General features: G+C 69.5%; 13 protein-coding genes. 7 read left to right on the top strand and 6 right to left on the bottom strand.

Going from position 1 to position 11,896, the window contains the following annotated elements; genetic code table 11:
- Both M3C25_RS06360 and M3C25_RS06355 read right to left on the bottom strand, forming a co-directional pair.
- Positions 1 to 1,046 (bottom strand): aldehyde dehydrogenase family protein (locus M3C25_RS06360; RefSeq protein WP_259855382.1); only part of this gene is annotated, 1,046 nt, incomplete at its 3' end.
- 68 nt (positions 1,047 to 1,114) lie between these two features.
- A complete protein-coding gene (locus M3C25_RS06355; RefSeq protein ID WP_102162096.1) occupies positions 1,115 to 1,594 on the bottom strand; it encodes an Lrp/AsnC family transcriptional regulator in 480 nt (159 codons plus the stop codon).
- Between the two features lie 148 nt (positions 1,595 to 1,742).
- Here M3C25_RS06355 and M3C25_RS06350 point away from each other — a divergent pair, with 148 nt between their 5' ends.
- From M3C25_RS06350 to M3C25_RS06340, 3 genes are all read left to right on the top strand, one after another.
- Positions 1,743 to 2,939, top strand: coding sequence for a trans-sulfuration enzyme family protein (locus M3C25_RS06350; RefSeq protein ID WP_259855381.1), 1,197 nt, complete (start codon positions 1,743 to 1,745; stop codon positions 2,937 to 2,939).
- A gap of 80 nt (positions 2,940 to 3,019) precedes the next feature.
- Complete coding sequence (locus M3C25_RS06345; protein WP_259855380.1) at positions 3,020 to 3,475, top strand: hypothetical protein; 456 nt, start codon at positions 3,020 to 3,022, stop codon at positions 3,473 to 3,475.
- Positions 3,475 to 4,326, top strand: a complete 852-nt coding sequence (locus M3C25_RS06340; RefSeq protein WP_259794605.1) for an HTTM domain-containing protein — start codon at positions 3,475 to 3,477, stop codon at positions 4,324 to 4,326. The genes M3C25_RS06345 and M3C25_RS06340 overlap by 1 nt, the downstream gene beginning before the upstream one ends.
- A gap of 4 nt (positions 4,327 to 4,330) precedes the next feature.
- Here the strand turns inward: M3C25_RS06340 and M3C25_RS06335 are convergent, their stop codons facing one another.
- The 3 genes from M3C25_RS06335 to M3C25_RS06325 are packed head-to-tail and all read right to left on the bottom strand — an operon-like array spanning position 4,331 to position 7,288.
- Positions 4,331 to 5,851 (bottom strand): phytoene desaturase family protein, encoded by a 1,521-nt coding sequence (locus tag M3C25_RS06335; RefSeq protein WP_259855379.1) that lies wholly within the window; start codon positions 5,849 to 5,851, stop codon positions 4,331 to 4,333.
- Between the two features lie 4 nt (positions 5,852 to 5,855).
- Positions 5,856 to 6,254: a sterol carrier family protein gene (locus M3C25_RS06330; RefSeq protein WP_259855378.1), complete on the bottom strand. Its 399-nt coding sequence runs from the start codon at positions 6,252 to 6,254 to the stop codon at positions 5,856 to 5,858.
- Complete coding sequence (locus M3C25_RS06325; protein WP_259855377.1) at positions 6,251 to 7,288, bottom strand: asparaginase; 1,038 nt, start codon at positions 7,286 to 7,288, stop codon at positions 6,251 to 6,253. The genes M3C25_RS06330 and M3C25_RS06325 overlap by 4 nt, the downstream gene beginning before the upstream one ends.
- Positions 7,289 to 7,345: 57 nt before the next feature.
- On the opposite strand from M3C25_RS06325, the gene purD reads away from it, so the two are divergent.
- Positions 7,346 to 8,635, top strand: a complete 1,290-nt coding sequence (purD, locus tag M3C25_RS06320; RefSeq protein ID WP_259855376.1) for a phosphoribosylamine--glycine ligase — start codon at positions 7,346 to 7,348, stop codon at positions 8,633 to 8,635.
- A gap of 24 nt (positions 8,636 to 8,659) precedes the next feature.
- Positions 8,660 to 9,565 carry a phosphoribosylaminoimidazolesuccinocarboxamide synthase gene (locus M3C25_RS06315; RefSeq protein ID WP_259855375.1) on the top strand — a complete coding sequence of 302 codons (906 nt, stop codon included), beginning with the start codon at positions 8,660 to 8,662 and terminating at the stop codon, positions 9,563 to 9,565.
- A gap of 40 nt (positions 9,566 to 9,605) precedes the next feature.
- Here M3C25_RS06315 and M3C25_RS06310 read toward each other — a convergent pair whose 3' ends face one another.
- Complete coding sequence (locus M3C25_RS06310; protein WP_259855374.1) at positions 9,606 to 10,661, bottom strand: hypothetical protein; 1,056 nt, start codon at positions 10,659 to 10,661, stop codon at positions 9,606 to 9,608.
- Between the two features lie 181 nt (positions 10,662 to 10,842).
- Between M3C25_RS06310 and purS the strand changes: the two genes are divergently transcribed.
- Both purS and purQ read left to right on the top strand, forming a co-directional pair.
- The gene (purS, locus tag M3C25_RS06305; RefSeq protein WP_259855384.1) at positions 10,843 to 11,118 is read left to right on the top strand and encodes a phosphoribosylformylglycinamidine synthase subunit PurS; all 276 of its coding nucleotides are present in this window, start codon (positions 10,843 to 10,845) and stop codon (positions 11,116 to 11,118) included.
- Positions 11,119 to 11,153: 35 nt separating this feature from the next.
- Positions 11,154 to 11,894 (top strand): phosphoribosylformylglycinamidine synthase subunit PurQ, encoded by a 741-nt coding sequence (purQ, locus tag M3C25_RS06300; RefSeq protein ID WP_102162161.1) that lies wholly within the window; start codon positions 11,154 to 11,156, stop codon positions 11,892 to 11,894.
- The last annotated feature ends 2 nt before the right edge of the window (positions 11,895 to 11,896 follow it).

Here is an 11,896-nt window from a genome sequence, read left to right as displayed (position 1 = left end):
CCGCCGGTGAGGATCTCACCGGAGTCGAGGCGCTCGAGGAACCCGGTCACCCGCTCGAACTGCTTGCGGGAGACGAGCGGACCGAGCATCGGATCGTCGAGTCCGGGCCCGATCGTCACCTCGCGCATCGCAGCGCTCATCTTCTCCAGCACTTCGTCGCGCACGTCGGTGTGGACGAGCAGCCGGGAGCCGGCCGAGCAGGTCTGGCCGGCGTTCTGGATGATCGAGCGGACCAGGGAGGGCACGGCTGCGTCGATGTCGGCATCGGCGAAGACGATGTTGGCCGACTTACCGCCGAGCTCGAGGACGGTCGGGATGACCCGGTCGGCTGCCGCCCGGGCGATGATCGAGCCGGTGCCGGTCGAGCCGACGAAACCGAGGTGGGCGACCTCGGGGTGCTGGGCGAGTGCCGCGCCGGCTTCCCGACCGAGTCCGGTGACGACGTTGAAGGCGCCGGTGGGGAAGCCTGCCTGGTCGAGGATCTCGGCTAAGCGCAGGGTGGTGCGCGGGGTTTCGTCTGCCGGTTTGGCCACCGCGCAGTTGCCGGTGGCCAGCGAGGTGGCCGCCGCCCGGCCGACGAGCTGGAGGGGGTAGTTCCAAGCGACGATGTGGCCGGTGACGCCGTAGGGTTCGCGGCGGGTATAGACGTGCATGTCCTCACCGAGCGGGATGGTGTGACCGTAGTAGGCCTCGATGGTGTGGCCGTAGAACTCGAAGTAGCGGGCGCACACGTCGACATCGGCATAGGCCTGGGTCAGCGGCTTGCCGGTGTCTTCGCTTTCGAGCCGGGCGAGGTTCTCACGGTCTGCGCGGATGAGTTCGGCTGCTGCCACGAGCAGGCGGGCGCGCTCCTCCGGCTTGGTCCGGCCCCAGGACTGCTGGGCTCTGCCGGCGGCGATGACGGCCTGGTCGACTTCGTCGAAGCCGCCCCGGGCGATCTGCCCGATCGTCTCGTTGGTCGCCGGGTCGATGTTGTCGTAGGTCGTCACCGAGGGCACGTGACGGCCGCCGATGAAGGACGTGATCTGCGCAGGAGTTGAGGCCATGTCCTGAGCCTAAGCCCCCGCACCCGAGGTGTCAGCCCGCCGGCCGCATCCCGGACGCCTGACCTTTCTCAGTCGGCTTCGAGGGCGGTGGCCCAGCCGGTGCCCGGCAGGTTCTCGAACACGAGGTTCGTCTGGGTGCGGGTGATGGCCGGGTGGCTGGCGAGGTTGTCGACGACGAAGTCGCGCAGGGCATCGGCATCGGTGGCGACGACGTGGATGATGAAGTCGTCGCTGCCGGCCATGTGGAAGACCGAGAGCACCCCCGGCCAGGTGGGGGCATCGCGGCGCAGCGCGGCGATCGCAGTGCGGTCGAGGTGACCGATCTGGCAGGAGACCATCGCCTCCAGCGGCAGGCCGATGCGGTCCTTGTCGACGGTGATGCCGAATTTCGCGATCACCCCGGTGGACACGAGCCGGCGGATGCGCAGCGCCACAGTCGATTCGGCCACGCGCAGCCGGCGGGCCAGCGTCCGCCCGGAGGCGCGCGCGTCGGCATCGAGCAGGCGCAGCAGCTGCCGGTCGATGGCGTCGAGTGCGACATCGGCCACAGTGCACCCCCTTTCCACATCGCAGTGTCTGCGGCAGACTGCGATACAGTGCCCATTGTGCCGCAGTTCCTGCAGGATTATCCGCTCATCCTGCAATTATCTGCAGCAGATGCGCAGGTTCACGTCGAAGAGGAGTTGAATGCAGGCCATGAGCCACATCACGCCCGGCGAATCCGCCGCCCACGACACCCACCCTGACACCCTGGCCGTACACGGCATGACCGCGCGCGCCATGAGCGAGGGCACGCACGTTCCGACGATCGATCTGTCGACGACCTACCCGCTGCCCGAGGTGGAGTCCGGCGGAGATTCCTATGAGCTGCTCGCCGGCGGCGGCCGCGCCAAGGATGGTGCGACCTCGCTCGTCTACCAGCGGCTGTGGTCGCCGAACGCTTCGGACTTCGAGGAGGGCCTGGCCGCACTCGAAGGCGCGGAGTCCGCTGTCAGTTTCGCCACCGGGATGGCTGCGATCTGTGCGGTGCTCCAGCAGCGGGTGGCTGCTGGCAAGCCGCACATCGTGGCGATCCGCCCGCTCTACGGTGGGACCGACCATGTGCTGGCCACCGGGTTCCTCGGCACCCGCGTCACCTGGGCGACCCCCGACACGGTGACTGAGTCGATCGAGTCCGACACCGGTCTCGTCATCATGGAGACCCCGGCGAACCCGACGCTCGAACTCGTCGACATCGCAGCTGTTGTCGCGGCCGCCGGTGACGTACCGGTCATGGTCGACAACACATTCGCCACCCCGGTCCTCCAGCAGCCGCTGGCGCACGGGGCTGCGTATGCGGTGCATTCGGCAACGAAGTACCTCGGCGGCCACGGGGATGCGATGGGCGGCATCGTCGCCTGCTCCGAAGACCGCGCCCGCGAGCTGCGCGGCGTCCGCTCGCTCACCGGCGGGCTGCTGCACCCGATGGGCGCCTATATGCTCGCCCGCGGTCTGCGCACGCTGCCGGTCCGCATCCGCCAGCAGCAGGACAATGCGCAGGCTGTTGCCGAGGCACTCGACGGCCATGAGGCGATCGCCCGGGTGTTCTTCCCCGGCCTCGAGGGCCAGGATCCGGCCGGGCTCATCGGCTCGCAGATGTCGGGTCCCGGTGCGATGCTCGCCCTTGACATGGCCGGCGGCTACCAGGCCGCTGCCGCGTTCGCTGAGCGCACCCGCCTGGCAGTGCACGCCGTCTCACTCGGCGGCGTCGACACCCTCATCCAGCACCCGGCCTCGCTGACCCACCGCCCGGTCGCCCCCGACGCCCGCCCGGCCGCCGGTGTCGTGCGCGTGTCGATCGGGCTGGAGGATCCGCGCGACATCATCGCCGACTTCACCCAGGCTCTCAGCTGAGGGACAACTCCCGACAGCACCTCAGCGGCCGCGCCTTTTCGGTGCGGCCGCTGCGCATGTCGGCGGTAGAATGACAGTTTATGAAGACCGGTTCTCCCCTCGGTCCTTGGGCCATCGGCTGGCGCATCATCGCGCCCGTGGCGGCACTTGCCGTGCTCACCACCGGCCAGTTCCTCAAGACGAACGACTATTTTCCCCTCGGCTCACTGTCGCAGTACTCAACGGCCCGCGACCTCAACGGCCAGGTCAAGACCGCCTATCTGCTCGCCCGGTTCCCCGGCAGCGATGAGGACGTCAACCTGAGCCTCAACCTCCGGGTCGTCGGCATCGAGCGCGGTGATGTCGAGTCCCAGCTCGGCAACATCATCGCCGACCCGGCGATGCTGCAGACGATCGCTGACGGCTACGCGCGCCTGCACCCGGGTGAGCCGCAGCCGACCCATCTGACGCTGTGCCGGTCGATCACGCAGCTGAAGAACGGTGTGGAGACCGGCGAACCGGAGCACATCGTGCTCGCCGAATGGCAGGCGCGCTGATGCACCGCTTCACCGACTGGTTCCTGCCCGCCGTCCCCGCTGCGCGCCTGGCGGTCTTCCGCGTCATCATCTACGCGTTCGTGCTCATCGACGTGTTCCTCATGTCCAACGACGTCGTCAACCACGGCTACAAGCCCGACTTCTACCAGCCGACACTCCTGCCCCGCCTGCTCGGCCTGCCGCCGGTGTCCGTCTGGGGTGCGCACACCCTGCAGGTGCTGCTCGTCGTCTTCTGCGTCCTCGGCGCGATCGGCATCGCCCAGCGCATCACCACCGTCGGCGTCGCCGTGTGTTTCTGGTTGTGGATGATGTACTCACAGGGCTACGGCTATGTCGCCCACGACCACATGGCGCTCATGTTCGCCGTGCTCCTCATCCCCACCGCCGGCGTCATCGCCTTCTCCGACTTCCGCCCCGACCGGCGCGCCGGCTGGGTGCTGCGGATCGTGCAGATCTGTGTGGTGCTCACGTACTTCTATTCGGTGCTCATGAAGTGGATCGCCTCAGGCTCACTCATCCGCTGGGCCAACGGCGCGGTGTTCGTGTGGGCGATCATGCGCCGCGGATCGGTCTTCATCCGCTGGACGCTCGAATACCCCGGCCTGCTCATCGCCGCGCAGTGGGCGCTGCTCATCGTTGAGATCCTCACCCCGGTCGCCCTGTTCGTCAAGGGCCGGATCCTCTACGCGATCGTCATCTTCTTCTGCCTCTTCCACCTCGCGACCTACCTGTCACTCGGCATCCACTTCCTGCCGACCGTCGTGTGCTGGGCGGCGTTCCTGCCGCTCGAACGCCTGCTGCCGGCCTATCGCCGGCACACCGCGCCCGAGGCGGAGGTCGCCTCAGCCTGAGGACTCACCTTCCGGGTGCGAGACTCGGCACCGGCAGCCCGAACACATGTCTCAATGCCCGCTGGGCTGCGAACCAGCCGTTCATGCCGTGCACGCCCGGACCCGGCGGGGTGGCCGCCGAGCACAGGTAAACGCCGGGGATGCCGAGTGAGTACGGATCCCAGGTCAGCCGGGGCCGGGCGACCATCCGGTACAGCGACACGGTGCCTGCGGCGATGTCGCCGCCTGCGTAGTTCTCGTTGTGCTCGGACATCTCTGATGCCGGCACGCAGGCGGAGTCGACGATGACATCGCGGAAGCCTGGGGCGAACCGCTCGATCTGGGCGGTGATGTGCTCGGTGACATCGACCGGGCAACCGGCCGGCACATGCGCGTACGTCCACAGTGGCCGCAGACCCGCCACCTCCCGGGAGGGATCAGCGACCGTCGGGTCGGAGACGAGCACGACGGGACGCTCGGGCAGCCGGCCGGAGGTGACCTCCGCCTCGGCGGCGGCCATCTGCTCCCTGGTCCCGCCCAGGTGCAGGGTTCCCGCGGCGGTCAACTCAGGATCGCGCCACGGCACCGGCCCGGAGAGCACGAAGTCGACCTTCGCGGCGGCATCCCCGTGCCCGAAGCGCGTGAGCCCCGCCCGGGCCGTCGCCGGCAGGCTGGCGTCCCAGATGCGGGCGGCGGTACCAGCTGAGGTGTCGAGCAGATAGCTGCGGGCAGGCGGCAGGTCAGCCGCGGTCTCGATGAGCACGCCCGTGCGGATCGTCCCGCCGTGGGCTGCCAGGTCGGCGGCGAGCGCGTCGGTGATGGCCTGGGAGCCGCCGACGGGGATCGGCCAGCCGGCCCCGTGCGCGAGTGTCGCCAGCAGCATCGCTGCGGCTGCAGTCGCCGGGGAGGGCAGGGTGCCGATCGCATGCGAGGCGACACCGGCGAACAGGGCCCGGGCGGGCTCAGTGCGCAGCGGCAGATTCCAGGCCGGTGTCCCCTGCTGGAACAGCCGGGCCATGAACTGCGTCGAACGCGCGAGGGCGGCCGGGCTGCGCAGGGCAGCCGGCAGGGACCGCTTGTCACCGAGGGAGAGCCACACGATCTCCTCGATGTGATCGGCGAACGGTTCGAAGAACCGCTTCCACGCCGGCCCATCGGCACCGAGGCCCGCGGCGGTCCTATCGAGGTCGCGCCAGGCGAGCGCGGCCGGCTCGTCATCAAGCGGCTGGGCGTAGGAGAGCTCCGGCACCGCAAGCTCAACACCACGGGAAGCAAGGTCGAAATCAAGGAGGAACGGGCTCGCGAGCGCCATCGGGTGGACGGCCGAGCACACGTCGTGCAGCAGCGCTGAGGCGCCGGGCCGGTCGGCGGCGAGCCCGAGGTTGAGGGTGCGCGCTCCCCCACCGACAGTCTCCTGCGCCTCTAGGACCTCGACGGCCAGCCCGGCGCGGGCGAGGGTGACGGCGGCGGCCAGTCCGTTGGGTCCGGAGCCGACGATGACGGCATCGAGTGCCGGGCTCCGCCGCAGCGCCGGTGGCTGATGCATCGGCTCAGCTGCCGGCGAGTTCGGCGGGAGTGAACAGGGGCAGCTGCTGACTCAGATCGGCCCGCGTGCCCGAGGCGATCGCCGGGTCGGCGGCCTGTGCGTCGGTGAAGCTCAGTTCGCCGATCGCCAGTCGCAACCACGTCTCCGGGTCGGTTTCGATGACATTGGGCGGGGTGCCGCGGGTGTGCTTGGGCCCTGCGATGCACTGGGTGACGTCGAAGGGCGGGATGCGCACTTCGACGGTGCCGCCCTCATGCCGGGCGGCGAGCTCTTCGAGTGTGTAGCGCACGGCCATCGCCAGGGTGGCCCGTTCGACCTTCTCTGCACCTGTGCGGCGGGCCTGTTCCCAGCGCGCGAGTGCGGCCCTGCCTTCGGTCTGGTCGATTCTGCGGCGAATGCTCATGACTGTTCCCTCCCGTGCATCGCATCGTACAGCCCGGCCCCGGCACGCACCTGACCGACCACAGCTGGGGCACCGTATTCGTCGATGCCGCCGGTGATCTGTGGGGCGAGATCGCTGATGACCGGCAGCGCGGCCTCTGCGTCGACCGCCCCAGCGTGGGCAAGCAGCTCGAGCGCGACCATCGAGGTGATCCGGTTCGACCCGTCGAGGCACTTGACCGCGGCAGCCCAGCCGTCGCGGGTGCCCATCACCATGACGCCTTCGGCGCCGAACTTCGCGAGCACCCCGAGGCGTTCGATCGCCACCGCGTTCGGCCGGCCGTGACCGTCGATCGCCCACGGGTGCTCGACGACCGCTTCGGTCAGCAGCCGGGCCGGTTCGCTCACACCCGCTGCGATCTGCCCGATGCCGCGGGCCAGGCGGGTGAGCGGCATCGCGTGCACCGGTGCCCCGCAGCCGTCGACGCCGACGAAGTCCGAAGACGCCCCGCAGTAGCGTTCGACTGCAGCGGCGACTGCCTGCTGGACCGGGTTGTCAGGATCGAGGTAGGTGGCGGTGTCCCAGCCGTTGTGGGCGCAGGCGGCCAGAAACGCGGCATGCTTGCCGGAGCAGTTGTAGAACAGCCGGGAGGTCTGCTTGCCCTCAGCCCGCGTGAGGTAGCGGTAGTCGGGGTCGGCCGGTGCGACGGCCGGGCACTGAAGTGCGGTCTCGTCGAGACCGGCATCGGCGAGCATCTCCTCGACGACCTTCACATGCCCTTCCTCGGACCGGTGGGAGGCGGTGGCGAGCACGGCGGCCTCCCCGGCGAGCGCCACCCCGGTCTCCATGACGGCGACTGCCTGCAGCGGTTTGAGGCACGAACGGGTGAGCACCGGCACCTCGGGAGCCCCGGCCTGCGCATACACGCCGCCGTCGGGGTCGAGGACGACAGCGGAGCCGATGTGGCGGGATTCGATGAACCCGCTGCGCTCGATGACGGCGAGCTCAGCGGCCTGGGCGGCGGTGCTGGTGGCAGGGTCGGCAGAAGCACTCATGCCCCCACTCTAAAGCCTGCCTGCCCGGCTGCGACCCGGCATACTAAGCTGAGGAGCATGAAGGTTCTCGTGCTGGGCTCAGGCGCCCGCGAACATGCCATCGTCGCCGGTCTGATCCGCGATCCGCAGGTTGATGCCGTCATCGCCGCCCCCGGCAACCCGGGCATCTCACTCATGTGCGAAACCCGCCCCGTCGAGGCCACCGATCCGGCCGCCGTCACGGCGCTCGCCCAAGAGCTCGACGCCGACCTCGTCGTCATCGGCCCCGAGGCCCCGCTCGTCGCCGGTGTCGCCGATGCGCTGCGCGAGGCTTCCTTCCCGGTCTTCGGTCCCAGCGGTGAGGCCGCCGTGCTGGAGGGTTCGAAGGCGTTCGCCAAGGAGATCATGGCCGCAGCCGGTGTGCCCACCGCCGAGGCGGTCGCCGCCACCGACGAAGACGAAGCCGCTGCTGCCCTCGACCGGTTCGGCGCCCCCTACGTCGTCAAGGCCGACGGACTGGCCGCCGGCAAGGGCGTTGTCGTCACCGACGACCGCGATGCGGCACTGACCCACGCCCGCTCGTGTCTGTCGGTTGCCGACCGGGTCGTCATCGAGGACTACCTCGACGGCCCCGAGGTGTCCCTGTTCGTGCTCTGCGACGGCGCCACCGCTGTCCCGCTCGAACCGGCCCAGGACTTCAAGCGGATCGGCGACGGCGACACCGGCCCGAACACCGGCGGGATGGGCGCCTACTCCCCGCTGCCGTGGGCCCCGCCCGAGCTCGTCGACGAGATCGTCACGACCGTCGCCCAGCCGGTCGTCGACGAGATGGCCCGCCGCGGCACCCCGTTCTCCGGACTCCTGTACTGCGGGCTGGCGCTCACCGCCAAGGGGCTCAAGGTTGTGGAGTTCAATGTGCGCTTCGGCGACCCGGAGACCCAATCGGTCCTCGCCCGCCTGGAGACCCCGCTCAGCACCGCACTCATGGCCGCCGCCACCGGCACGCTCGCCGAGCTGCCGGCCCTGCAGTGGTCGTCGGACGCCTCGGTCACCGTCGTCATGGCCGCTGCCGGCTACCCCGCGGCACCGGTCACCGGCACCCCGATCACCGGCCTGAGAGAAGCGGCCGCCCAGGATGGGGTGATGGTCCTGCACGCGGGCACCACCGCCTCGGGCACGGCAGACCAGCTGGCCACCAGCGGCGGGCGGGTGCTCTCCGTCGTCGCCAACGCACCCACGCTGGCTGAGGCCCGCGAACGCGCCTACGCCGCGACCGCGCTCATCAGCTGGGAGGGTGAACAGCACCGGTCCGACATCGCCGCCGCCGCGGCCGCCGGCCAGATCACGATCCCGTCCACCACTGACTAGCACCACCGACTCAGGAGGTCCGCCATGAGCACCGAGGCACCGCAGAGCCTGCCGGGCTGGCAGCACGTGTACTCCGGCAAGGTCCGCGACATGTATGTGCCCGCCGACGGGCCGGCCGAGCTGACAGGCGCCGAACGCGTGCTGCTCGTGGCCAGCGACAGGATCTCCGCCTACGACTTCGTGCTCGACACCCCGATCCCGGACAAGGGCGCGGTGCTGACCGGGCTGAGCCTGTGGTGGTTCGACCAGCTCGCCGAGGTGATCGGCAACCACGTCACCTCCACCGACGTGCCCGAGGCGGTGGCCGGGCGGGCGATGGTGTGCCGGCCGCTGGAGATGTTTCCCGTCGAGTGCGTCGCCCGCGGGTACCTGACCGGTTCGGGCCGGGCGGATTATGAGCGCACCGGTTCAGTGTGCGGGGTCTCGCTGCCTGCTGGGCTGCGCGAGGCCGACAAGCTGACACCGGCGATCTTCACCCCCGCCACCAAGGCCGAGCTGGGTGAGCACGATGAGAACATCAGCTTCGACAAGACCGTCGAACTGCTCGGTGAGGACGACGCCGAGCTTCTGCGCGATATCACCTTGCGCATCTACACCCGGGCTGAGGAGATCGCCCGCGACCGCAGGATCATCCTGGCTGATACGAAGTTCGAGTTCGGCCGCGATTCCGACGGCCGGGTGCTGCTGGCCGACGAGGTGCTGACCCCGGACTCCTCCCGGTTCTGGGACGCTGAGGCGTACGTGCCAGGGCAGGCGCAGGCGAGCTTCGACAAGCAGTTCGTGCGCGACTGGCTGACCAGCCCGGATTCCGGCTGGGACAAGGACTCCGGCCAGCAGCCGCCGGCCCTGCCCGCTGAGATCGTCGCCAAGACCCGGCAGCGCTACATCGAGGCCTTCGAGCGCATCACAGGCCAGGAGTTCCCCGGCTGACCCTCCGCAGCCTCGCCGGGACCTTCGCACCGGGCGCGGCTCATTCCGGGGTGCGCATCCATTCGCGCTGGCCGTGGGTGAGCATCCGCAGATTCGTATCGGAGTCGAAGGTCGCGCCCAGCGCGCCGGCGAACAGCCCGAGTGCCGCTGACAGCCAGGCGAGTTCGACGTAGTCGTCCCAGGTGGCCTGTGAGCCGAGCACGTCGGACATGAACTGTATGTCGATGACGACGAGCGAGGACAGCAGGATGAGGATGAAGAGGATCGCGTAGAGCAGCGCAACCCCGACGAGCAGGGTGACGACGGTCGAGAGGTTGTACAGCACGGTGACTGCGGCGAGGGTCTCGCGTCTGGGCTTGTCCCACAGCCGGTGTCCGAAGATCAGCCAGCCGACCACGAGGACGATCGACAGCAGCCCGATGAACAGCAGCCGGGCCGTCGACAGGTAGTCGGCCATCTGCCAGATCGACTGATAGAAGATGCCGAAGGCGCCGGTGGCCGCAGCAGCGGCGAGCGCGCCGGAGAGCTTCGGCACGGCGTTCCACGGCTCATTGGACATGATCATACCCAGCGCCATCCGCGGGCCGCCGGTGATGGTGTGGGCGTGGAGCAGGTAGACCTGCTCCTCAGCCTCGTAGCGCCAGGAGTTCCACCGATAGTCCGGCCCCGTGTCACGCGCCTGGCTCCCGCCGAGCATATGGACGACCGTGCTCGTAAGCGTCGTGATGAGCCGCCGGCGACGCGCCCACGCACCGAAGGCCGGCAGGGACACGACGCCGATCGAAGGGCCGGTGAATACCTCGGCGACGAGCGGATGCCCGCGGGTGTGGCGGGGGATCTCGGTGAGGAAGATCGTCGCATGCGCCGGTTCGGTGCGTTCGGCGAGCTCTTCGGCGACGTCCATGTCGAGTTCGTACTCCGGTGTCAGCCGCAGCGCTGCCGCACGCACATCGACACGCACCTGCGTGCCGAGCACGTCGCTGAGCCGGGCTGCGAGGTCCTCCCGGATCGCCTCGGCGCGCCGGGCCGGACCGCCTGGATCGGCGAGCAGCAGGACACGGTCGAAGCTCGTCGGCAGCGCTGGTGCATCGGCCATCGGCGCATTCCACCCTTCGGGTCGGCAGGGGGGCGAGCGTGGAGCATGCGGTTCGGCGGCGCATCGGCCGCCGGGTGGCCAGGCTACCAGAGGCTGCCCGGGCTGGTCGCGCTGTTAGGATGAGACTGCTGAACAGACGGCTGCCGGTCAGCCGCGCACATCGCATAAGGAGAACGTGGACATGGCACGTGTCGTCGTCGAGGTCATGCCGAAGCCGGAGATCCTCGATCCGCAGGGCAAGGCGATCAGCTCGGGCCTGACCCGGCTGGGATTCGACGGGTTCACCGATGTCCGTCAGGGCAAGCGCTTCGAGCTCACCGTCGAGGGCGAGGTGACCGATGCGGTGCTGACCGAGGTGTGCGATGCGGCTGAGAAGCTGCTGTCGAATCCCGTCATCGAGAACGTCGTCGCCGTGCGCGCCGAGGAGGACCCCGGCACCGAGGCAGGTGCCCGGTGACCGACCGCAGCGCCTACACTGCCGGCGGCCCGCTCATCGGCGCCCCCACCTCGTCTGCGGCGACCCCCGGCGCTGCCGGCGCCCGGGTCGGCGTCGTCACCTTCCCCGGCACCCTCGACGACCGGGATGCTGCACGCGCCGTCACCCTGGCCGGGGCGGAGGCGGTGCGCCTGTGGCATGCCGATGAGTCCCTGTCCGGGGTCGATGCGGTGATCCTGCCCGGCGGGTTCTCCTACGGCGACTACCTGCGCTGCGGTGCGATCGCCCGCTTCGCCCCGATCATGGATGCCGTCATCGCAGCAGCCGAGGGCGGGATGCCGGTGCTCGGCATCTGCAACGGCTTCCAGGTGCTGTGCGAGGCCCATCTGCTGCCCGGCGCGCTCGTGCGCAACGACTCCCAGCAGTTCGTGTGCCGGGACCAGAAGCTGCGCATCGAGAACGCTGAGACCGCCTGGACCTCGGATTTCACCGCAGGTCAGGAGATCGTCATCCCGCTCAAGAACGGCGAAGGCGGCTATATGGCTGATGACGCCGCACTTGACATGCTCGAAGGTGAGGGCCGGGTTGTGGCCCGCTACCTGGAGGTCAACCCGAACGGCTCACGCAACGACATCGCCGGCATCACCGATGCGAGCGGCCGGATCGTCGGACTCATGCCGCACCCCGAACACGCCGTCGAAGCCGGCTATGGCCCGGACACCGCCGCCGGCATGCGCACCGGCCTTGACGGCCAGGGCTTCTTCACCTCGGTCATCTCCGCACTCGTCAACGCCTGAGG

Source organism: Brevibacterium luteolum, from assembly GCF_025147615.1.
Lineage (GTDB): Bacteria > Actinomycetota > Actinomycetes > Actinomycetales > Brevibacteriaceae > Brevibacterium > Brevibacterium luteolum.
This window is presented reverse-complemented; position numbering and strand designations above follow the sequence as displayed.

What these genes read in the sequence shown, in the direction of transcription:
- M3C25_RS06325 (WP_259855377.1), bottom strand. Translation starts at nt 7,288, where the DNA reads ATGAGTGCTTCTGCCGACCCTGCCACCAGCACCGCCGCCCAGGCCGCT.
- purS (WP_259855384.1), top strand. Translation starts at nt 10,843, where the DNA reads ATGGCACGTGTCGTCGTCGAGGTCATGCCGAAGCCGGAGATCCTCGAT.
- M3C25_RS06345 (WP_259855380.1), top strand. Translation starts at nt 3,020, where the DNA reads ATGAAGACCGGTTCTCCCCTCGGTCCTTGGGCCATCGGCTGGCGCATC.
- M3C25_RS06350 (WP_259855381.1), top strand. Translation starts at nt 1,743, where the DNA reads ATGAGCCACATCACGCCCGGCGAATCCGCCGCCCACGACACCCACCCT.
- M3C25_RS06340 (WP_259794605.1), top strand. Translation starts at nt 3,475, where the DNA reads ATGCACCGCTTCACCGACTGGTTCCTGCCCGCCGTCCCCGCTGCGCGC.
- M3C25_RS06315 (WP_259855375.1), top strand. Translation starts at nt 8,660, where the DNA reads ATGAGCACCGAGGCACCGCAGAGCCTGCCGGGCTGGCAGCACGTGTAC.
- M3C25_RS06330 (WP_259855378.1), bottom strand. Translation starts at nt 6,254, where the DNA reads ATGAGCATTCGCCGCAGAATCGACCAGACCGAAGGCAGGGCCGCACTC.
- purD (WP_259855376.1), top strand. Translation starts at nt 7,346, where the DNA reads ATGAAGGTTCTCGTGCTGGGCTCAGGCGCCCGCGAACATGCCATCGTC.
- M3C25_RS06310 (WP_259855374.1), bottom strand. Translation starts at nt 10,661, where the DNA reads ATGGCCGATGCACCAGCGCTGCCGACGAGCTTCGACCGTGTCCTGCTG.
- M3C25_RS06335 (WP_259855379.1), bottom strand. Translation starts at nt 5,851, where the DNA reads ATGCATCAGCCACCGGCGCTGCGGCGGAGCCCGGCACTCGATGCCGTC.